Below are 20595 nucleotides of genomic sequence, written 5' to 3'. Positions count from 1 at the left end.
CTCGGATATCGAGACGGCAGTATCGGGGTATGGACAACTCTAGCGGGGTCGGAGTACTCGACAAGGCGGTTCTCGTACTCAACGCACTGGAGGCGGGCCCCGCTTCCCTGGCACAGCTCGTCCAGGCGACCGGCCTGGCCCGGCCGACCGCCCACCGGTTGGCGGTCGCGCTCGAGTACCACCGCATCGTCTCCCGTGACACGCAGGGGCGTTTCGTCCTCGGGCCCCGGCTGTCCGAACTGTCCACGGCCGCCGGCGAGGACCGGCTGCTCGCCGTGGCGGGTCCGGTGCTCACCCAACTCCGCGACCTCACCGGCGAAAGCGCCCAGCTCTACCGCCGCCAGGGGGACGAGCGGGTCTGCGTGGCCGCGGCCGAGCGCACCAGCGGGCTGCGCGACACCGTGCCCGTCGGCTCGGCGCTGCCCATGGGCGCGGGGTCGGCGGCGCAGATCCTGCTCGCCTGGGAGGACCCGGACCGGCTGCACCGCGGCCTGCGCGGCGCCAAGTTCACCGCCACGACGCTGTCGAGCGTACGCAGGAGGGGCTGGGCGCACAGCATCGGCGAGCGCGAGCAGGGCGTCGCCAGCGTCTCGGCTCCGATCCGCGGCTCGGGCGGCAAGGTCATCGCGGCCATCTCCGTGTCCGGGCCGATCGAGCGTCTCACGCGCACGCCCGGGCGGATGCACGCCGGTCCGGTGGTGGCCGCCGCCGAACGGATCACGGAAGCGATGCGGCGGGCAAACTGATTAGAGCCGGAGCACCAATGGGCCTAGGCTGGCGGGGTGACCGATCGCATCGAGGCAGCCGCCGCTGAACTGCGTCCCCTGCTCCAAGAATTCATTCTCTGGGTGCCGGACAACGCACCGGGCAGCGATCCCGAGCTCGTGGGACCCGCCGCGCTGTGGCACCGCCTGGCCGTCCGCGACGATGCCGGCTTGTGGAAGCGCGGTGACCTGCGCACCGTGCTGCTCGAGCACATGCCCAAAGCGGTGGAAGACCCCGAGGCGGCCGCCGACGGGCTGGCGTCGGCGATCCGGTCCTACCTGACGTTCCTGTCGTCGACCGGACGGCTGGCGCCCGGCTCCGCGTCCCTCGACGCCCTGCTCGCCGAGCTCGACGACATCGAGGACGACTTCATCGAGGCGATGGAGGACATCCTGGACGGGAACCCCTGGGACGACGATGACGAGCTCGACGAGGTCGGCGAGAGTCTGGGCGACTTCGAGCCGTTCGCCGACGAGATCGCGGCGCTGCCCACGATCCGGCTGCGTTCCGACGCCGAACTGGCCGAGGCCGCCCGCGGGGTCGCACTCATCGCCCAGGCTCGCGATCTGGCGCTGTGGGTCGGGACCGGCCGCAAGGTGGGTGTGGAGGCTCTCCTGTCCGACGACGAGGTGAACGAGGCCGTACGAGCGCTCGGCCTGCCGGACGCGCAGTATCTGTGGAACGTCTGGAACCTCGCCATCGACCTGGAGTTCCTCGCCCCGGACGGGGACGACACGGTCAGCGTCGACCCCGACACATCCGCCTGGCCCTTCGAGGACGACGAGGACGCCCTCGACGTGTGGACGACCGGCCTGCACTCGATCGACTACGGCGACCCGGAGCTCGACGACGACGATCTGACGCTGGCGCTGTCCGGGCTGACCCGCGCGCTGCTGATCCAACTGCTGCGGGGCAGCGGCTCGCGGACGCTGGCCGATCTTCGCGAAGAGCTGACCCAGGCCGTGTCAGAGTATGACGATCTCGGCTTGGACGCCTGGGCCGCCGCCGGTGATCCGCTCGCTTCCGTTGTGGCCTGGCTGAGCGGGTACGGCATGGTCGGTGTCGACGACGGCGTGATCTCACTGACGCCGCTCGGCGCCGACGGCGTGGTGCATCTGCTCGACGACGAGGACATCGAGGTGGACGCCCGGCCCGCGATCGACGCGATGACCGCGCTCGATCTGCTGTCGTTCAGCCCCGACATGACGGATGAGGAGGCGGACGCCGAGTTCGCGGCGTGGCTCGCCCTGCGCACCCCCGCCCAGGCCGCCTCCGAGTTGCTCGCGGCCGCCGCTGAGGACGAGTCCGACGCGCTGGTCCGCGTCCAGGCCGCCAGCCTGGTCGGCTCTCTCGGCGACGCGGCGGTGCCGGCCTGGCACGAGGCGGCCAAGGAGCCGTCGCTGCGGCCGTACGCCGCGACCCACCTGACCCAGATGGGGGTCGAGGGCGCGCCTGAGCCGACGCCCACCGACGTGCACTGGCTGATCCTCGACATGTGGACGATCGCCAACGATCTCGGGCGGGCCGAGTTCGTGGCCAGCCTGCACGAGGTCGAGACGCAGAAGCTCATCGGAATCCTCGACGGCATCTGGAAGACCCGGCACCCGCATCTGGAGGAGCTGCTGGAGGCCATCGCCGAGGCGCACCCCGACAAGCAGGTGAGCAAAGCCGCCAAGCGCGCCCTGTTCAAGGCCCGATCGGGGAGCTGAGGCTACTCGGGAAGGACCGGCACGATCGGCAGGCGTCCCGCTCAGGAGCACCGAGCGGGACGCGGTCGGCGTGACCGTGCCGCATCCCCTGGAACGCGAAAACCCCCGGACCGTGAGGTGCCGGGGGTTCCGCTCATGTAGCCCCGACCGGATTCGAACCGGCGCTACCGCCTTGAGAGGGCGGCGTCCTAGGCCACTAGACGACGGAGCCTTCATGATGCATCTGCAGCGTGTGCTACCTCACAGTGGTAGTCCCGAGCGGATTCGAACCGCCGTTACCGCCTTGAGAGGGCGGCGTCCTAGGCCACTAGACGACGGGACCATGCACTGTGTGTCGCATCTCTGCGATTTTCCAACCGAATCCCTTGGGGGGATCCAGCTGGGGTACCAGGACTCGAACCTAGACTAACGGAGCCAGAATCCGTCGGGCTGCCAATTACCCCATACCCCAATCCGCTTGCCGGACTCAGCGCCCCGCTTGCGACTCCGAAAGGATAGCCCAGCTTGGGACCCACTACCAAAACGATTGCCGCGCGCCGCGCGACATCGTCGTGGGTGATGGTTGTGCGAGGCTGAGAGCACACGGCGCCGGCCGTCCACGAGACGGCCGGTCGTACGCTCGGACACACCGCCGGACACCAAGGAGCCGCCGCAGATGAACCCGGCCGAGAACCCGTTCCTCAGCCCCAGTGACCTGCCCTACGGGCTGCCGCCCTTCCAACTGATCAGGGAGGAGCACTACGTCCCGGCCTTCGAGCAGGGCATGGCCGAGCACCTCGCCGAGGTCGCGGCGATCGCGGACAATCCGGAGCGGCCGACGTTCGAGAACACGATCGAGGCCCTGGAGCGGGCGGGCGCCCTGCTCGACCGGGTCAGCGCCGTCTTCTTCAACCGGGCGTCCTCCGACGCCACCCCCGGCATCCAGAAGATCCAGCAGGACGTCACCCCCAGGCTGGCCAAGCACGCGGACGCCGTACACCTGAATGCGAAGCTGTTCGCCCGCATCCGCGCCGTGGCGGTGGGCGGTGAGGAGGAGCGGTGGCTGCTCGACCGCTACCTCACCGACTTCACCCGGGCCGGCGCCCTGCTCGACGCGGCTGACCAGGAACGGCTCAGGGGGCTCAACGAGCGGCTGTCGGAGCTGGCGACGACCTTCCAGCAGAACCTCCTCGCCGACACGAACGACCGCGCGGTCGTGGCCGATGACGCGGCCGAGCTCGACGGCCTGACCGAGGACGCGGTCCGGGGGCTCGCCGAGACGGCCAGGGAGCGCGGCCTGGACGGCAAGCATGTGATCACGCTGGTGCTGCCGACCGGCCAGCCGTCGCTCGCCTCGCTGACCGACCGGTCGCTGCGCGAACGCGTCCACACCGCCTCTATCGGGCGCGGTGCGGCCAACGCCGAGCTGATCAGAGAGATGGCGCTGCTGCGGCGCGAGCGGGCGCGGCTGCTCGGCTACGCCGACCATGCCGAGTACGTCCTGGCGGACCAGACGGCGGGGACCACCGGGGCCGTCACCGAGATGCTGGCCAAGCTCGTCCCGCCGGCCGTGGCGAACGCGCGCAGGGAGCAGGCGGAGCTCGAGGAGCTCGCCGGCCATGCCGTACGGCCCTGGGACTGGGCCTTCTACGCGGAGAAGGCCCGTGAGGCGCGCTACGACATCGACGGCGCCCGCCTGCGGCCGTACTTCGAGCTGAACGCCGTCCTGGAGAAGGGCGTCTTCTACGCGGCCACGCGGCTCTACGGGATCACCTTCACCGAACGGAAGGACCTGGCCGGCTATCACCCGGACGTGCGGGTCTTCGAGGTGTTCGACTCCGACGGCGCGCCGCTCGGCCTGTTCCTCGGCGACTTCCACGCCCGGGCCTCCAAGCGGGGCGGCGCGTGGATGAACAGCCTGGTCAGGCAGTCGGCCCTGGAGGGCGCCCGGCCGGTCGTCGTGAACAACCTCAACATCGTCAAGGGCGAGCCGACGCTGATGACGTTCGACGAGGTCAACACGATGTTCCACGAGTTCGGGCATGCCCTGCACGCGTTGTTCTCGGATGTGCGCTTCCCGCGCTTTTCGGGTACGGCGGTGCCGCGCGACTTCGTCGAGTATCCCTCCCAGGTGAACGAGATGTGGGCGACCCACCCCGAGATCCTGGCCAACTACGCGAAGCACTACGAGACGGGCGAGCCGATGCCGCAGGAGCTCGTCGAGCGGCTGCTGGAGTCACAGAAGTTCAACCAGGGGTTCGCCACGGTCGAGTACCTGGCCGCCACGCTCCTCGACTGGGCGTGGCACACGGAATACTCCGGCGAGGACCCCGCGGCGTTCGAGACGAAGGCGCTCGCGGACGCCGGCGTGGACCTGCCCGCCGTGCCGCCGCGCTACCGCAGCACGTACTTCTCCCACATCTGGGCGGGCGGCTACAGCGCGGGCTACTACTCCTACATCTGGAGCGAGGTCCTCGACGCCGACACCGTCGAATGGTTCAACGAGAACGGCGGGCTGCTGCGCGAGAACGGCGACCGGTTCCGCCGGGAACTGCTGTCCAAGGGCGGCAGCGTCGACCCGATGGCCGCCTTCCGCGCGTTCCGGGGCCGGGACCCCGAGATCACCCCCCTGCTCGCCCGCCGCGGCCTCCTGTGACCGTTCGGGCTTAGGATGACGAAGCGGCGGGAGGACCGGTCTCGAGCTCGGCGATGGTCGACCTCAGCCATTCCTTCTCCGCCGTGGAGATCGCCTGCGCCATGACGAGCATGCCCCGGCGGAAGCGGTCCGTGGTCTCCGCGGCCTTGACCGGGCTGCCGGAACGATAGAAGAAGCTCGCAGGCGTCTCCAGGAAGCCGAGCCGCCTGCGAAGCACTCTGACCTGTTCCTCCGCCGGGATCACCGAGAGGAACGCGAGTAGGGTGAAGTACCGCGACCGGTCGCTGATCTCAAGGTCCGACGGCTCGCACAGGCGGCGCACCAGTTCCTCTCGGCCCGTCTCGGTGAGGGCCAGCACCTGGCGAGGAGCGGCTCCCGAGCCCTCCTCCTCACGCCGGTTCAGCATGCCGCTCTTCTCCAGGCGGACGATCGCAGGATAGAGCGCCCCATCACTCACCGGACGCACGTGCCCGCTCAGCTCGGCGATCCGTTGCTTCAGCTCATATCCGTGCATCGGCTCCTCCGCGAGAAAGCCGAGGATCGTGAGCGCCAGGTCTCCACTTGCCATGGGCACATCGTATCGCTATACCTCTAATCGAGATAACTCGAATCGAGGATAAGATGCCCAAACTCGTCCGCCTGGCACTACCCGTCTACATCGAGTTGCTCACCGCGGTCGTCGCGGTCGGCCTGATCGACACCTTCTGGGTCTCCGGCCTGGGCAGCGAGGCGGTGTCCGCCGTCACGATCGCCACCACCACCGAACATCTGGCCTTGGGGGCGATCCTGGCCCTCACCACCGGCACGACGGTGCTGATCGGCAGACGGGACGGCACGGCCCCGCTCGGTCCGCTGATCGGCACTTCGTGGGGACTGTGGGCGGCCTACAGCGTCGCCGTGCCGGTGCCCGGAGTCCTGCTGCGCGAGCCGCTGGCGCGGCTCTTCACCGACGACGCCGCGACGGCGGGGCTCGCCGCGGACTTCTACCTGGTGTCGCTCGCCGGTCTTCCCGCCTTCTTCGCCCAGACGCTGGTGGACGGCGTCTTCAAGGGCTTAGGCGACACCAGGACGCCAATGCGGACCGCACTGCTCTGCAACGGCCTGGTAATCGCACTCGATCCCCTGCTCATCTACGGCCTCGATCTCGGCGTGCCCGGGGCCGCCCTGGCCACCGTGCTCGCCCGCACGGTCTCGCTCGCAGTCGCGATCGCTCTGCTCGTACGGCGATTGCGGCGACGGCCGCGACGGCATGCCGCGCGCGATGCGCGACAGGGCGGAACGAACCTTCGCGAAGCCGCGACGATCCTGCGAACGGGCCTGCCGATGTCCGTCGACTTCCTGGCACGCAGCCTGGTCGGCATGGTCATGGCCGGGATAGTGGGCGGCCACGGGGTCGCCGCGCTGGCCGGCTACGGCATCGGCCTGAAGATCATGCTGGCCGGGACGATGGTCTTCTACGCCCTGCGCCAGGCAGCCATGATCAGCACTGCGAGGACGGACGGTGACGGCGCGGCCGCCGGATCAGCGCTGCGGCTCGGTCTGGCAGCGGGGCTGGGCACCGCCCTCCTCCTCAACCTTTCGGCTTCACCGCTGATCGGCCTGTTCAGCGACGATCCCGCAGTCACCGTCGAAGCCGTCTGGTTCCTCCGGTGCATGACGCTCTACCTGGTGCCGTTCGGCGGGCTCATCGCCATGGGCGGCGTGCTCCAGGCGAGCGGAAAGGGCGGCAGGCTGCTCGCCGCCACGCTGGCGGGATTCGCCGTACAGTTGCCCCTCGCATACTCGCTGAGCCGTCCGATCGGCATCACCGGCGTGTGGCTCGCCATGGCCGCGGGCGCGACGCTCACGCTCGCGGCCATGACGGTCAGGAGAGCTTGGCGAGAGCCGTACGGAGCCGGTCGAGAGCGCGCTCGCGGCCGAGGACCTCGATCGACTCGAACAGCGGAAGGCCCACGGTCCTGCCGGTGACCGCCACCCGCACCGGGGCCTGGGCCTTGCCGAGCTTGAGCCCGTGGGCTGTGCCGACCTCCTCCAGGGAGGACTTCAGCGACTCGGGATCCCAGTTGACCGACTCCAGCCGCTCGGCGTACCCGGCGAGGATCTCCGCCGCGCCCGGCTTCATGCCCTTGTCCCACGACGCCTGGTCGAAGACGGGCTGTTCGAGGAAGAGGAAGTCGACGTTGGCCGTGACCTCGGACAGGACGGCCACCCGGGTCTGGACCAGGGGCGCGACCCTGGCGAACACACTCCGATCCCAGGACGGGTCGAGCCACGGCTCGCAGCGGCCGATGAAGACCTCCAGCGGCAGTGCCCGGATGTACTCGCCGTTGAAGGCGCGCAGCTTCTTCTCGTCGAAGAACGCCGGCGACGGGTTCACGTCCTCCAGCCGGAACAGCGGCATCATCTCCGACCACGGCATGATCTCCCGGTCGTCGCCGGGCCCCCAGCCGAGCAGCATGAGGTAGTTGACCATCGCCTCCGCGAGGTAGCCCTCGTCCCGATAGGACTCCAGCGCGACCTTGTCACGGCGCTTGGACAGCTTCTGCCGCTTCTCGTTGACGATGACCGGCACGTGCGCCCACACCGGAGGCCGTACGCCGAGCGCCTCCCACAGGAGCTGCTGCTTGGGCGTGTTCGACAGGTGCTCCTCGGCGCGGACCACGTGGCTGATCCGCATCTCCATGTCGTCGACGACGTTGGCGAGGATGAACAGCGGCGACCCGTCGCCGCGCACGATGACGAAGTCCTCTATCGACGCGTTCGGGAACTCCACCCGCCCGCGTACCAGGTCGTCCAGCACGGTCACGCCCTCATCCGGGCTGCGGAACCGGATCGCGCCCTCGGCCAGGCCCAGGTCCCGGCAGTGGCCGTCGTAGCCCTGGTGCTCAGAGCCGGTCCTGGCCTTCACGTCGTCCCGCGTGCACGTGCAGTGGTAGGCCTTGCCGTCCTTGAGCAGCCGTGCCGCCGCCTCGCGGTGCTGCTGCTCGTAGGCTGACTGGAAATAGGGCCCCTCGAAGTTCGGCGAGTCGCCGTTGATGCCGATCCAGGCCAGGGCCGAGATGATCCCCTCGGTCCACTCCGGCCGGTTGCGCGCGGCGTCGGTGTCCTCGATGCGGAGCACGAACTTGCCGCCGGACTGTTCGGCCAAAGCCCAGTTGAACAGCGCGGAGCGGGCGCCCCCGACATGGAACATGCCGGTGGGCGAAGGGGCGAAGCGCACCCTAATCACGTGAGATCACCCGGTTAGTGAGAGTTCCGATTCCTTCAATGCCGACGCTCACCTCGTCGCCCACGGACATCGGGCCGACTCCGGCCGGCGTGCCGGTCAGGACGACGTCACCCGGCAGCAGGGTCATGACCGCGCTCACGTACGCGATGAGCGCGGGGACGTCATGCAGGAGCTGGGAGGTGCGGGCGCTCTGCCGCAACTCGCCGTTGAGCGTGGTCGTGAGCGCGACGTCGGCCGGGTCGAGCGAGGTCTCGATCCACGGGCCCAACGGGCAGAACGTGTCGAACCCCTTGGCCCTCGACCACTGGCCGTCCCTGGACTGCAGGTCCCGTGCGGTCACGTCGTTGGCGCAGGTATACCCGAAGATCACATCATGGGCCCGCTCAGCCGGCACGTCACGGCACAGCCGGCCGATCACGACGGCCAGTTCGCCTTCGTAGTCGACCCGCTGCGACAGCTTCTCCGGATAGGCGACGGGCTCCCCCGGCCCGACCACCGAGGTGCTGGGCTTGAGGAAGACGACCGGCTCGGCCGGCGGCTCGCCGCCCATCTCCCTGGCGTGGTCGGCGTAGTTCTTGCCGATCGCGATGATTTTGCTGGGCAGCATCGGTGCGACCAGTCGGACCTCCGCCAGCGGGTAGCGCTCGCCGGTGAACTCGACCCCGCCGAAGGGATGGCCCGCGACGTGGGCGATCACCTGCTCGCCCTCTTCCACCACTCCGAACGCGACTCCGTCGCCCTTGGAAAACCTCGCGATACGCACGTCACGAGCCTAGTACGCCCGGCCGGTGATCCGTGTCGGAGGCGAGCGGGCCGCGTGCCCCTCCGTATGGTGGTGCCGAATGGCCCGTAACCGGCCACCGAGAACCGAGTCGTACGGGAGTGCTCGTGCCTTCTGTCGTGAAGATCAACGTGCTGACGGTGCCCCAGGAGATGCGGCAGGAGTTGGAGAGGCGGTTCGCCGGCCGGGCGGGGATGGTCGAGTCGTCCGACGGGTTCGAGTGGTTCGAGTTGCTGCGGCCTGTCGAGGGAACCGACCGCTACCTCGTCTACACCCGCTGGCGGAGCGAGGAGGACTTCCAGCGCTGGCAGCAGAGCCAGGCCTTCCAGGCCGGCCACGCCCAGGCTCAGGGCCACGGACACGGCCACGGGCAGGGCCACGGGCACGACCAGGGCCCGGCGGCTACGGCCTCCGAACTGTGGTCGTTCGAGGTCATCGAGACCGCCACCCCCACCCCGTGATCTTGCCAATTCCGGCAGACCGAGACTCAGGGATGTTAACGATGTGATCAAAGTGGCTTGACCGCATTGATGTGATTCGGACAGCATGGCGCTTCCCGTCTTGAATCTGGCCGGAAGGAATCTGGCGTGCGCGGCCGCACTCAAGTCCTCAGGAAGCACGGCCCGGCTCTGTCCGCCCTGGTCCTTCTGGGCACCGTGTCGCCCCTTGTCCTTCCGGGCGGTCCGCCGGCGGCCGCCGCGTCGGTGGCGGGCGTGAAACAGACGGCCGAATGTCAGGGGGACTGGCTGCCCGCCACCCCCACCTCTTCGGAGATCATGGACGGCAAGCTGTCGTTTCTCGACTTCCCGGCCGTCAGCGTGGGCAAGGACGTCAACTGGCGGATGGATCCGTACCGGAACCGGTCCTGGCAGATGGTCTTCCAGTCGCTGCGCTGGATGGGCCGGCTGGTCGCCGACTACGAGACGACCGGCAACGGGGAATACCTCAAGCGGGCGGTCGAGATCGCCGAGGACTGGGTGGCGGACAACCCCTACGGCGGCCGCGGCACCGCCAAGTACGCCTGGGCGGAGCACCCCGTCGCACTCCGCGCCCCGGCCCTGGTCTGCCTGAGCCGGCATGTCAAGGGCTCCTGGCTCACCCGCAGCCTCGCTCAGCACGCGAAGTTGCTGGCCGATCCGAGCAAGTACGAGGCCGGTCACAACCACGGCTTCGACCAGGACATCGGTCTGCTGCGGATCGGCTGCCGCTACGGCAACAAGGGCTGGAAGGATCTGGCCCTGCGCCGCATGGTCAGGTCGGCGAAGCTCGACATCGACTCCGAGGGCGCCCTCATGGAGCAGGCCCCCCGCTACGCGATCTACGTCCATGAGCGGCTCAGGGTCGCGATGGACACGATCGACTACTGCGGGCTGAAGGCGCCGAGCACGCTGACGCGGCGCTGGAAGAACCTGACGGGGCACATCGCCGCGGCCACCATGCCGAACGGCTACCTGGTGCCCATCGGGGACGGCGGCGCCGACGTCCAGCCGACCGGCTTCGACCACGGCAAGAAGACCGTCGAGGTCTTCAAGGCGGGGTACGTCTTCGGCCGCACCGCCTGGGACGACCCGCAGTCGGCGTACTATTCGATCCGCTTCGGCCCGGGCCAGAAGTTCCACGGGCACGAGGACCACCTGGGCGTGACCTACTACGCCCAGGGCCGCTCCATCCTCACCGAGGCGGGCTTCCACTCCTACGAGGGCACTCCGTACCGCCGCTGGACATTGACGCCCGAGGCCCACAACGTGCCGGTGATGGTCGGCAGGAAGTTCCGCGGCCACACCGCGTCGCCCCTCACCCGCCGTTCCATCGGCAAGGACCGGCAGTCGTTCACACTGACCGACCTGGCGTACGGCGTGCGCCGCACCCGATCGGTGCTGGTCAATCATCACGATGACCTGATGGCCGTCCTCGACACCGGGGACGGGAAGCTGCGGAACCTGTGGCACTTCGACCCGGCGTTGAAGGTCGTCTCCGCGGAGCGGGGACGGATCGTGGTGGCGGACGGCGACTGGCGCGCCACTCTCGTCCAGCTCGCCATTCCGTCATGCCGGCCGATCGGGGGGCAACGGGTGGTCAGCGGGCAGACCAGTCCCTACCAGGGGTGGATCTCGCCCTCCTACATGAAGAAGGTGCCCGCCCCGGCGGTGGTATCCCCCGCGTCCGGGGCGCTGCTGACGGTCATCGTGCCCGGCACGGACAAGCCGAACGTCACCTGCTCGGGACGCACCGTGGCCGTCCAGACCTCCGGCGGCTCGGTGACCCTGCGGGTAGGCGCCTCGGGCACCCTGTCCTGACAATCAACGGGCCTGATCGACCACGGGCCTGATGCCCATCTCCCGGGCCGGCCTGTCCGGACAGGCCGGCCCGGGAAACCGCGCTCAGCTACATCGTCGCTGTCAGGCGTGGTGTCCCGCACGGAGGAGTCCGTACGTCACGGCCTGCTCCAGAGCCTGCCAGGACGCCTCGATGATGTTCTCGTCGACGCCGACGGTGGCCCAGTCGCCGGTCGAGTCGCTGGACGTGATCAGAACCCGGGTGATCGCGCCGGTGCCGTGCGTCCCTTCCAGGATGCGGACCTTGAAGTCGATGAGCTGGACGGCGGCGAGCTCGGGGTAGAGCTTCTCCAGGGCCAGCCGTACCGCCTTGTCCAGGGCGTTGACCGGGCCGTTGCCCTCGCCGGTCGCGACGATCCGCTCGCCCTTGGCCTGGAGTTTCACCGTGGCCTCGCTCACGACCTCGAAGGTCGCCGCGCCGGTGAGGGGGTCGACGACGGGGCGGCGTTCGACGATGACGCGCCAGGACTCGACGGTGAAGTACCGCTTGCGCTCGCCGGCGACGGTGTCGCGGAGCAGCAGCTCGAAGGAGGCGTCGGCGGCCTCGAAGGTGTGCCCGCGCGACTCCAGGTCCTTGACCCGCTCGACCAGCTCGCGGGACTGCTCCCCGGTCAGCTGGTAGCCCAGCTCGCGGCCCTTGAGCTCCACCGAGGCGCGGCCGGCCATGTCGGAGACCAGCATGCGCATGTCGTTGCCGACCATGGCGGGATCGATGTGCTGGTAGAGGTTGGGGTCCACCTTGATAGCCGAGGCGTGCAGCCCGGCCTTGTGGGCGAAGGCCGAGGCGCCCACATAGGGCTGGTGGGAGTTGGGCGTGACGTTGGTGACCTCGGTGATCGCATGGGCGATGCGCGTCATGTCGGCCAGCGCCTGCGGCGGCACGAGCTCGAACCCCCGCTTGAGCTGGAGGTTGGCCACCACCGTGAAGAGGTTGGCGTTGCCCGAGCGTTCGCCGTACCCGTTGGCGCATCCCTGCACGTGGGTGGCGCCGGCCCGCACCGCGGCCAGGGTGTTGGCCACCGCGCAGCCGGTGTCGTCGTGGCAGTGGATGCCGATCCGCGCCCCCGTGGCGGTCGCCTCGTGGACGACCTCGGCGAGCTCGTCGGGGAGCATGCCGCCGTTGGTGTCGCACAGCGCCACCACGTCGGCGCCGGCCTCGGCCGCGGTGCGCAGCACCTCGAGCGCGTAGGCGCGGTTGGAGCGGTACCCGTCGAAGAAATGTTCGGCGTCCAGGAAGACGCGCCGGCCCTCCGCACGAAGGTGGGAGACCGTGTCGCGGATCATCGCGAGGTTCTCCTCCAGTGTCGTGCGGAGGGCCAGCTCCACGTGCCGGTCATGGCTCTTGGCGACAAGCGTCACGACCGGCGCTCCGGATTCGCGCAGGGCGGCCACCAGCGGATCGTCGGCGGCCTTCACACCGGCCCGGCGGGTCGCGCCGAACGCGGCGAGCTGCGCGTGCCTCAGGTCGAGCTCGGTCTGAGCCCGCCTGAAGAACTCGGTGTCCTTGGGGTTGGCGCCCGGCCAGCCACCTTCGATGAAGCCGACGCCCAGACCGTCCAGGTGACGAGCGATCGCCAGCTTGTCGGCGACTGACAGGTTCAGCCCCTCCTGCTGGGCTCCGTCACGGAGCGTCGTGTCGTACACGTGGAAGCCGTCGTCGGTCATCTCTTCGTCTCCTTCGCGGGTCCGTCGTCGCCGCGCGCCCATCGGCCCCAAACAAAAAGACCCCTCACGGACGTGAGAGGTCTGCGCGCCGGCGTTGTCCCTTTAGTGGCCGGCGCGCCTGCCGATAATGAGCAGACCGTAGAACATGGTGCCTAGGAGTCTGCCACATGCTCCCAGCCTCTGGCACATCGATCTCAGAGTACGAGACGCGGACGAGTGCTCCGACCACGCTTCGCCCGCTCGCGAACCGCCATGGTTAGTGTGGTTCGCATGAAGGTTGCCGAGTTCATCGATACCGCAGTGGCCGAGTACACCATCGCGCACACCACCCCGCCCGACGATCTGCTCCGCGCCCTCACGGAGGAGACGCACCGGCTCGTCGGCGACGACGACACCATGCAGATCTCCCCCGAACAGGGCACGCTGCTCACCATGCTCGTGGGCCTCGTCGGGGCCCGCCGGGCCGTCGAGGTCGGCACCTTCACCGGCTACTCATCGATCTGCATCGCCAGGGGCATGCCGGCGGACGGCCGCCTCATCGCCTGTGACGTCAGCGAGGAATGGACGTCCGTTGCCCAGCGGTACTGGGACAAGGCGGGCGTCTCGGACAGGATCGAGCTTCGCCTCGGACCGGCCGCCGAGACGCTCCGGGCCATGCCCCGCGAGGAGTGGATCGACTTCGCCTTCATCGACGCCGACAAGGCCGGCTACCCGGTCTACTACGAGGAGCTTCTCGTACGGCTCAGGCCGGGCGGGCTGATCGCCGTGGACAACACGCTGCAGGAGGGCGAGATCGTCGACCCGGCCGCCGGGGGCAACGTGCCCGGGATGCGGGCGTTCAACGACCTGGTCAGCGCCGATCCGCGGGTGACCAGCATCCTGCTCCCCTTCGCCGACGGACTCACCCTCATCCGCAAGAACTGATTTTCGACAACCCCGGCGAGCGCCACGCTTTGTGACTACTTTATGTCTTGAGTCAATCACGTTGCGTTTTCCCGCCGGGAGGGGATGATGCTCTCATGGCCAAGGTCCTGGATCCACCCGCTACGACACCTGAAGAGACCGCACGCGCAGATCTCCAAAGCCTCTACAGGAAGATCTGCTTCAGCAGCGCGGAGCAGAAAGTCGAAATCCTCCGCGGCAGGGTCGTGATCAGAGAGGTGCCCACACTCGATCACAACAACGTCGTCTTCCGCCTGCTACTTCAGCTCATGTCGTTCGTGGACAGCAAGAAGTGGGTTATCTGCAATGACATCAAGATCTTCCTGGGCGCGCAGCTCGACCGATATCGGCCGGATGCCACTGTAGTGCCGCGGAGTCCCCGAATGTGGGATCCGGAGAACGTCTACGGAAACCAGACACTGCTTGTCGTCGAGGTCGTCTCTCCCAGCAGTCAGGATGACGACCACGTGATGAAGCCGAAGAACTGTGCCATCGCCGGGGTTCCGCTCTATTTGGTGATCGACACCTTCCAGAACGTCGCCCGGCTTATGGCCGAACCGAGCGAGAACGGCTATCAGCACCAGGTCGAAGTGACCTTGGGCAAGCCGTTGCCCCTGCCGGAGCCGTGGGATCTGACGATCGACACGGGCAAGCTGATCGAGGCCTGAGCCGTACGAGACGACTGAACGAGGGCCCGGCCGGATGGTTCCGGGCCGGGCCTGTTCCGTGGTTTCGGGGACTCAGCAGATCTTGTGGATCCAGTCGCGGGTGTCGGGGCGGAAGCCGTACTGAATGCCGACGAGCTCCTCGCGAATCTTCATGGTGACCGGGCCGGGGGTGCCGTCGCCCACGGCCCAGCCGCGGTCGGCGCCCTTGACGGAGCCCACGGGGGTGACCACGGCGGCAGTGCCGCACGCGAAGACCTCGGTGAGCTCTCCCGACTCGCAGGCCGACTGCCAGTCCTCGATCGAGATCTTGCCCTCCTCCGGCCGGAGGCCGAGCTCGGCGGCGATGCTGAGGATCGAGTCGCGGGTGATGCCCGGCAGCAGAGTGCCGGTGAGGGTGGGGGTGACCAGGCGGTCGCCGAAGACGAAGAAGAGGTTCATCCCGCCCATCTCCTCGACCCAGCGATGCTCGAAGGCGTCGAGCCAGACGACCTGGTCGCAGCCCTCCTGGACGGCCTGACGCTGGGCGACGAAGGCGGCGGCGTAGTTGCCGCCGCACTTGGCGAAGCCGGTCCCGCCGGGAGCGGCCCGGGTGAACTCGGTGGACAGCCAGACCGAGACGGGCTTGACGCCGCCGGAGAAGTACGAGGCGGCGGGCGAGGCGATCACCATGTACTTGTAGGTCCTCGACGGGTGGTTCACCCCGAGCGCCGCCTGCGTCGCGATCATGAAGGGCCGCAGGTAGAGGCTGTGGCCGTCGGTGGTCGGCACCCACTCGCGGTCGGTCTGCACGAGCAGCTCCAGCGACTGGACGAACACGTCCTCGGGCAACTCGGGCATGGCCATTCTGGCCGCGGACCTGTTGAAGCGCGCCGCGTTGGCGTGCGGCCGGAAGGCGACGATCGAACCGCCCGACTGCCGGTACGCCTTGAGCCCCTCGAACAGCTCCTGCGCGTAATGGAAGACCGACGTCGCGGGATCGAGGACCAGCGGGCCGTACGGCTGGAGCCGGGCGTCGTGCCAGCCGCGCCCCTCGGTCCAGTCGATGGAGATCATGTGGTCGGTGAAGAACTGCCCGAAGCCGGGGTTCGCCAATACTTCCTCACGCTCCCCCGCGCTGCGGGCTCGCGGATTGAGCTGCACATCGAAGCTGAGCTGAGTCATGGCGAAGATCCTTTTCTCGACGTCGTCGTCACGGTTCATTGTGCGGCGACGACCTGTCTAACGGAAAACTACGGCATTGGGCAGGTATGAAAAAGCGCATGGCGCCCCGCGGGCCGCCATGCGCATTGATCAGGTGACGGCCCGGATCACCCCGCTACTCGTGCCGCGATGTCGTCGCCGATCTCACGGGTCGCCCTGGCCGTCCAGGCTCCCTGCCGTTCGACCAGGTCGTCGGCGACGGCCTGCTCGACCCGGGCCGCGGCCTCGGCGGACCCGATGTGGTCGAGGAGCATGGCGATGGACAGGATGGTGGCGGTGGGGTCGGCCTTGCCCTGGCCCGCGATGTCGGGGGCGCTGCCGTGCACGGGCTCGAACATCGACGGCGCCGTACGGGCCGGGTTGACGTTACCACTGGCGGCCAGGCCGATGCCCCCGGCGATGGCCGCGCCGATATCGGTGAGGATGTCGCCGAAGAGGTTGTCGGTGACGATCACGTCGAAGCGCTGCGGCTGGGTGATGAAGAACATCGAGGCCGCGTCCATGTGGCAGTAATCGGTCTCCACGTCGGGGAACTCCTGGCTCACCCGGTCGACCGTACGCGCCCAGAGGTCGCCCGCGAAGGTCAGCACGTTGGTCTTGTGGACCAGCGTGAGCTTGCGGCGGGGCCTGGCCTGAGCCTTCTCGAACGCGTAACGCACGACACGCTCCACGCCGAAGGCGGTGTTCAGCGACTCCTGCGTGGCGATCTCCTGCGCCGTGCCGCGGCGCAGCACGCCGCCGGCTCCGGCGTACGGACCCTCGGTGCCCTCACGGACGACGATCATGTCGATGTCCTCGGGGCGGGCCTCGCCGAGCGGGGTCGCCACCCCGGGGAACAGCTTGACCGGGCGGAGGTTCACGTAGTGGTCCAGCTCGAAACGGAGCCTGAGCAGCAGCTCGCGCTCCAGGACGCCCGGGGGGACGCTGGGGTCGCCGACCGCGCCGAGCAGAATCGCGTCATAGCCGCGAAGCTCCTCCAGCACCGCATCGGGGAGGGTCTCTCCGGTCGCGTGATAGCGCTTCGCCCCGAGATCATATTCAGTCGTCTCGGCCTTGACGCCGACGGCGTGGAGGACCTTGAGCCCCTCGGCCACGACCTCGGCGCCGATCCCGTCACCAGGGATGACGGCCAGACGGATGTTGCTCGACTCCATGGGAGTACCTTACCGGGTGTCTCGGAGATCGAACGCCGATCTCACCATTCGGGCATTCCGGCTGATTGGTCGTGCCGAGCTCAGCGGACCGGCTGACCGCCGTTGTCACGACGGTCGAGCGCGATCTGCAGCGCGGCGGCGGCCTCGTCTTCGGCGTCCTCGGGACGGTTCCAGGGATACATCTCGTACATGGTGGATCTCATTCGCGAAGAAGAACGGGAGAAAGGAGAGCAGATCCGGGTCGCGGATCCCGGAATGTCGGCTCCGACTCGGCGTGGGTCACACGCTCTCGGTCACAGAAGCCGACGGCCGACGGCGCACAACGCCGCACACCGCGGCGGGCCGGCCCACCCTGATCAGGCCCCGCCGCGGCAGGTAATGAGTACGGATACCTGGCGCGTCATACCGTTTCAGGTTATCGCAGAATCTTGTAGGACGACCTAGTATCTCATTATGTGAGACAACAAGAAGCCCGTACGGCGGGGGCACCGCCGTACGGGCTCAGGAGACGAGGGCGACCCGGGACAGTCTCCGAGGTCCCGCTCAGTCCTCGATGTTCCGCTCGAGTCCCCGAGCTTCCGCTCAGTCCTCGAGGTTCACCGTGCGGCCGCCGTCGGCGCCGATCTCACCGGCGATCTGCTCGACGACGTCGGCCGGGATCGCCGAGTCGACGGTGAGCGCGATCAGGGCCTTGCCGCCCTTGACGTCGCGGGAGACCTGCATGGAGGCGATGTTGGTCCCGTGCTCGCCGAGCAGCCGGCCGACGGTGCCGACGATGCCGGGCCGGTCCGCGTACGTGAAGAACGCGAGGTGATCGGTCGGCTCGATCTCCATGGCGAAGCCGTTGACCTCGACGATCTTCGTGACCTGCCGGGGGCCGGACAGCGTGCCCGAGACCGAGACCGTACGGCCGTCGGCCAGCACCCCGCGCACGGTGACGACGTTGCGCCAGTCGGGGCTCTCGGAGCTGGTGACCAGCTCGACCACGGTGCCGCGGTCCTGGGCGAGCAGCGGGGCGTTGACGTACGTCACCGCGTCCTCGACCACGTCGGTGAAGACCCCCTTGAGCGCGGCGAGCTCCAGCACGCGCACGTCCTGGGAGGCGATCTCACCGCGGATCTCGACATCGAGCCGGGTGGCCACCTCGCCGGCGAGCGCGGTGAAGATGCGCCCGAGCTTCTCGGTGAGCGGCAGGCCCGGCTTGACGTCCTCGGCGACCGCGCCGCCCTGGACGTTCACCGCGTCGGGCACGAACTCGCCGGCGAGCGCGAGCTTGACGCTGCGGGCGACCTGGGTGCCGGCCTTCTCCTGGGCCTCGTGGGTGGAGGCTCCGAGGTGCGGGGTGGCGACGACCTGGTCGAACTCGAACAGCGGGCTGTCGGTGCACGGCTCCTTGGCGAACACGTCGATCGCGGCCCCGGCCACCCGGCCCTCCTTGAGTGCGGAGTAGAGCGCGTTCTCGTCGATGATCCCGCCGCGGGCGACGTTGACCAGGCGGACGGTCGGCTTGACCAGATGCAGCTCGCGGTCGCCGATCAGCCCGATCGTCTCCTTCGACTTGGGCAGGTGGACCGTGAGGAAGTCGGCCTGCGTCAGGACCTCCTCCAGCGAGAGCAGCCGGACGCCCATCTGCGCGGCCCGGGCCGGCTGAAGGTAGGGGTCGTATGCGACGAGCTCGACGCCGAACGGCTGCAGGCGCTGGGCGACGAGTTGACCGATCTTGCCGAGGCCCAGGATGCCGACGACCTTGCCGTCGAGCTCGACGCCGGTGTACTTGGACCGCTTCCACTCGCCGCCCTTGAGCGCGGTGTGCGCCTGGGCCACGTTGCGTGCGCCGGCGAGGATGAGCGCGACGGTGTGCTCGGCCGCGCTGGTGATGTTGGAGGTCGGCGCGTTCACGACCATGACACCGGCCTTGGTGGCCGCCTCGACGTCGACGTTGTCGAGTCCGACGCCCGCGCGGGCGACGACGCGCAGCTTGGGCGCGTTCGCGATGGCCTCGGCGTCCACCTGGGTGGCGCTGCGGACGATCAGGGCGTCCACGTCGGCGAGAGCCGGCAGGAACTGCGAGCGGTCTGCTCCGTCGGTGTGACGGACCTCGAAGTCCGCGCCGAGCACGGCGAGACCCGCGTCGGAAAGCTCCTCTGCGACAAGAACGACGGGCTTGTTCACTGGTGAGTCCTTCGAAAAGTTCGAGAAGTGCGACAGCACGGACAGTCGTCGAGTGTATCCGGGCTTGTGAAAGCTCTCACGAGCGATCCGCCATCCGAGACGGCGCCCATGTCGGCCGCCCGGGAGCCGGCCGGGCGGGGCCGGCGATGCGGGACCGACGGGCCGGCAGTGCGGGCCAGGCCGCCCCCTATGACGCGAGGAAGTCGCATGGCCGCCGTGTGTGATGGCCTGAGCCGTTGCCGTACCCAGTTTGGACCGGTCCTATTCGTGCGGCCCGCCATCTCGGTATTGATCGCACCCATCTTCGGGATTAGCCTGATTCGCTATGGTTCACCCCCTATTGTTCGGCCTATGAGCATCGGGAACCCCTCCCTGGGTGACGTTCTCGCACGGCACGGCAGCCCCCAGCAGTTGCTGTCAGCCCTAGCCGAGCGGGGCATCCTGGTGGCCGTCCGCCCCGACCGCTCCGTGGTGCTCGGCACGACGCAGAGCGGTGATCGCGTGCTGCTCGGCTACACGGCGCCGGCGACCTACGCCCGGCACCGCGGCAGCCACTCGTTGTCGGCCTGCGACGCCGACACCATCCTCGACATCCAGCAGGTCACGGGTGTCCGGGAGATCGTCATCGACGCGGCGGGTCCGGCGGCGGCAGCCGTACCCATCGACGACCTGCGGCGTCACCTCCAATCAAGCCGGACCGGTCCCACGCCGGCGGTGTCGGCGATGCGCTCGGCCGCCACCCCTGCGGCGTACGCCACCGGCGCCATGGCGACGGTGACCCGCTCGCAGGTGGCACACGCGGCTCCCCCGGCGGCCTCCGGCAGCCCGCCGTCGATTCCTCCCCTGGCCGCTCCACCCGTGCCCGCCCCGGAACGGGTGTCGGCCGCTCCCGGCTCCGTCCCACCCGCCCGGATCCCGGCGCCCCGCCAGCACCTGTCCGGTGCCATGCAGGTCGTCGACCCCGGCTATCGCCGGACGAGCCATCCGATCCTGCCCGCGCTCCGGGTGGCGGTCTCCGAACTGCTGCGCGACTACCCCCATGTGCACCACGTATGGATCTCCGAAGCCCGGACGGTCTCCGGGTCCTGGGGGCTCATGCTGCTCGTCAAGGTGCACACGGCGACGGGCGAGGACATCGTCCGGGACGTGCACCGCCGGGTCCGCGCCCGGCTGCCACAGCTCGCGGCCAGCGGGGCTCCGGTGCTCATGGCCCGGATCACGGACGCGCACACGGAACGCCGGATGATCGAGATCGGCGCCCACGTGGTCTGCCCGGACGCCAGGGGCTGACGCCTGGAGAGCTGAGCGGGGAGGAGAGCCGGCGGTCCTCGGCCGTGGC

Annotated in this window: 17 protein-coding genes and 3 tRNA genes; 9 read left to right on the top strand and 11 right to left on the bottom strand. The window is 68.9% G+C overall.

The window, feature by feature from the left end:
- The first annotated feature begins 29 nt into the window (after positions 1-29).
- Both Mth01_RS14565 and Mth01_RS14560 read left to right on the top strand, forming a co-directional pair.
- Positions 30-746: an IclR family transcriptional regulator gene (locus Mth01_RS14565; protein WP_204016380.1), complete on the top strand. Its 717-nt coding sequence runs from the start codon at positions 30-32 to the stop codon at positions 744-746.
- A gap of 36 nt (positions 747-782) precedes the next feature.
- Positions 783-2474 (top strand): hypothetical protein, encoded by a 1692-nt coding sequence (locus tag Mth01_RS14560; protein WP_204016379.1) that lies wholly within the window; start codon positions 783-785, stop codon positions 2472-2474.
- A 138-nt stretch (positions 2475-2612) separates the two neighbouring features.
- Here the strand turns inward: Mth01_RS14560 and Mth01_RS14555 are convergent.
- The 3 genes from Mth01_RS14555 to Mth01_RS14545 all read right to left on the bottom strand — a co-directional run bounded on the left by Mth01_RS14555 (position 2613) and on the right by Mth01_RS14545 (position 2925).
- Positions 2613-2685 (bottom strand) — tRNA-Glu (locus tag Mth01_RS14555).
- A 35-nt stretch (positions 2686-2720) separates the two neighbouring features.
- Positions 2721-2796 (bottom strand) — tRNA-Glu (locus tag Mth01_RS14550).
- Positions 2797-2853: 57 nt separating this feature from the next.
- A tRNA-Gln gene (locus Mth01_RS14545) sits at positions 2854-2925 on the bottom strand.
- Positions 2926-3129: 204 nt separating this feature from the next.
- Here Mth01_RS14545 and Mth01_RS14540 point away from each other — a divergent pair.
- Positions 3130-5109, top strand: a complete 1980-nt coding sequence (locus Mth01_RS14540; RefSeq protein WP_204016378.1) for a M3 family metallopeptidase — start codon at positions 3130-3132, stop codon at positions 5107-5109.
- A 10-nt stretch (positions 5110-5119) separates the two neighbouring features.
- Here the strand turns inward: Mth01_RS14540 and Mth01_RS14535 are convergent, their stop codons facing one another.
- Complete coding sequence (locus Mth01_RS14535) at positions 5120-5677, bottom strand: PadR family transcriptional regulator (protein WP_204016377.1); 558 nt, start codon at positions 5675-5677, stop codon at positions 5120-5122.
- Positions 5678-5730: 53 nt separating this feature from the next.
- Between Mth01_RS14535 and Mth01_RS14530 the strand changes: the two genes are divergently transcribed.
- On the top strand, positions 5731-7077 hold the full coding sequence (locus tag Mth01_RS14530; protein WP_204016376.1) for an MATE family efflux transporter: 1347 nt from the start codon (positions 5731-5733) through the stop codon (positions 7075-7077).
- On the opposite strand, the gene gltX is transcribed toward Mth01_RS14530, so the two are convergent.
- Together gltX and Mth01_RS14520 are read right to left on the bottom strand one after the other, a co-directional pair.
- On the bottom strand, positions 6974-8302 hold the full coding sequence (gltX, locus tag Mth01_RS14525) for a glutamate--tRNA ligase (RefSeq protein WP_239089670.1): 1329 nt from the start codon (positions 8300-8302) through the stop codon (positions 6974-6976). The genes Mth01_RS14530 and gltX overlap by 104 nt on opposite strands.
- Before the next feature lie 28 nt (positions 8303-8330).
- Complete coding sequence (locus Mth01_RS14520) at positions 8331-9101, bottom strand: fumarylacetoacetate hydrolase family protein (protein WP_204016374.1); 771 nt, start codon at positions 9099-9101, stop codon at positions 8331-8333.
- 125 nt (positions 9102-9226) lie between these two features.
- On the opposite strand from Mth01_RS14520, the gene Mth01_RS14515 reads away from it, so the two are divergent.
- Complete coding sequence (locus Mth01_RS14515) at positions 9227-9580, top strand: antibiotic biosynthesis monooxygenase family protein (RefSeq protein WP_204016373.1); 354 nt, start codon at positions 9227-9229, stop codon at positions 9578-9580.
- Between the two features lie 126 nt (positions 9581-9706).
- Positions 9707-11416, top strand: a complete 1710-nt coding sequence (locus Mth01_RS14510) for a heparinase II/III family protein (RefSeq protein ID WP_239089663.1) — start codon at positions 9707-9709, stop codon at positions 11414-11416.
- A 102-nt stretch (positions 11417-11518) separates the two neighbouring features.
- On the opposite strand, the gene cimA is transcribed toward Mth01_RS14510, so the two are convergent.
- On the bottom strand, positions 11519-13120 hold the full coding sequence (gene cimA / locus Mth01_RS14505) for a citramalate synthase (RefSeq protein ID WP_204016372.1): 1602 nt from the start codon (positions 13118-13120) through the stop codon (positions 11519-11521).
- A gap of 270 nt (positions 13121-13390) precedes the next feature.
- Here cimA and Mth01_RS14500 point away from each other — a divergent pair, with 270 nt between their 5' ends.
- Complete coding sequence (locus Mth01_RS14500; RefSeq protein ID WP_239089662.1) at positions 13391-14044, top strand: O-methyltransferase; 654 nt, start codon at positions 13391-13393, stop codon at positions 14042-14044.
- Between the two features lie 95 nt (positions 14045-14139).
- A complete protein-coding gene (locus Mth01_RS14495) occupies positions 14140-14730 on the top strand; it encodes a Uma2 family endonuclease (RefSeq protein WP_204016370.1) in 591 nt (196 codons plus the stop codon).
- Between the two features lie 72 nt (positions 14731-14802).
- Here Mth01_RS14495 and Mth01_RS14490 read toward each other — a convergent pair whose 3' ends face one another.
- The 4 genes from Mth01_RS14490 to serA all read right to left on the bottom strand — a co-directional run bounded on the left by Mth01_RS14490 (position 14803) and on the right by serA (position 19256).
- Positions 14803-15891 carry a branched-chain amino acid aminotransferase gene (locus Mth01_RS14490; RefSeq protein ID WP_204016369.1) on the bottom strand — a complete coding sequence of 363 codons (1089 nt, stop codon included), beginning with the start codon at positions 15889-15891 and terminating at the stop codon, positions 14803-14805.
- A 146-nt stretch (positions 15892-16037) separates the two neighbouring features.
- The gene (locus tag Mth01_RS14485) at positions 16038-17084 is read right to left on the bottom strand and encodes a 3-isopropylmalate dehydrogenase (protein ID WP_204016368.1); all 1047 of its coding nucleotides are present in this window, start codon (positions 17082-17084) and stop codon (positions 16038-16040) included.
- A gap of 80 nt (positions 17085-17164) precedes the next feature.
- Complete coding sequence (locus tag Mth01_RS30135) at positions 17165-17287, bottom strand: hypothetical protein (RefSeq protein WP_275408945.1); 123 nt, start codon at positions 17285-17287, stop codon at positions 17165-17167.
- 379 nt (positions 17288-17666) lie between these two features.
- A complete protein-coding gene (gene serA / locus Mth01_RS14480) occupies positions 17667-19256 on the bottom strand; it encodes a phosphoglycerate dehydrogenase (RefSeq protein ID WP_204016367.1) in 1590 nt (529 codons plus the stop codon).
- 351 nt (positions 19257-19607) lie between these two features.
- Between serA and Mth01_RS14475 the strand changes: the two genes are divergently transcribed.
- Entirely contained in the window at positions 19608-20546 is a 939-nt protein-coding gene (locus Mth01_RS14475; RefSeq protein ID WP_204016366.1) for a hypothetical protein, read from the top strand.
- The last annotated feature ends 49 nt before the right edge of the window (positions 20547-20595 follow it).

It is taken from the genome of Sphaerimonospora thailandensis (genome assembly GCF_016863115.1).
Taxonomy (GTDB): domain Bacteria; phylum Actinomycetota; class Actinomycetes; order Streptosporangiales; family Streptosporangiaceae; genus Sphaerimonospora; species Sphaerimonospora cavernae.
Note: the sequence above shows the minus strand (reverse complement) of the source record. Positions and strands in the feature narration are given on the sequence as shown.

Bases quoted from the DNA above. Each gene is read 5' to 3' on its own strand.
- Mth01_RS14540 (WP_204016378.1), top strand. From the start codon at position 3,130: ATGAACCCGGCCGAGAACCCGTTCCTCAGCCCCAGTGACCTGCCCTAC.
- gltX (WP_239089670.1), bottom strand. From the start codon at position 8,302: ATGTTCCATGTCGGGGGCGCCCGCTCCGCGCTGTTCAACTGGGCTTTG.
- cimA (WP_204016372.1), bottom strand. From the start codon at position 13,120: ATGACCGACGACGGCTTCCACGTGTACGACACGACGCTCCGTGACGGA.
- Mth01_RS14490 (WP_204016369.1), bottom strand. From the start codon at position 15,891: ATGACTCAGCTCAGCTTCGATGTGCAGCTCAATCCGCGAGCCCGCAGC.
- Mth01_RS14530 (WP_204016376.1), top strand. From the start codon at position 5,731: ATGCCCAAACTCGTCCGCCTGGCACTACCCGTCTACATCGAGTTGCTC.
- Mth01_RS14475 (WP_204016366.1), top strand. From the start codon at position 19,608: ATGAGCATCGGGAACCCCTCCCTGGGTGACGTTCTCGCACGGCACGGC.
- Mth01_RS14565 (WP_204016380.1), top strand. From the start codon at position 30: ATGGACAACTCTAGCGGGGTCGGAGTACTCGACAAGGCGGTTCTCGTA.
- Mth01_RS14535 (WP_204016377.1), bottom strand. From the start codon at position 5,677: ATGGCAAGTGGAGACCTGGCGCTCACGATCCTCGGCTTTCTCGCGGAG.
- Mth01_RS14495 (WP_204016370.1), top strand. From the start codon at position 14,140: ATGGCCAAGGTCCTGGATCCACCCGCTACGACACCTGAAGAGACCGCA.
- Mth01_RS14485 (WP_204016368.1), bottom strand. From the start codon at position 17,084: ATGGAGTCGAGCAACATCCGTCTGGCCGTCATCCCTGGTGACGGGATC.
- Mth01_RS14500 (WP_239089662.1), top strand. From the start codon at position 13,391: ATGAAGGTTGCCGAGTTCATCGATACCGCAGTGGCCGAGTACACCATC.
- Mth01_RS30135 (WP_275408945.1), bottom strand. From the start codon at position 17,287: ATGAGATCCACCATGTACGAGATGTATCCCTGGAACCGTCCCGAGGAC.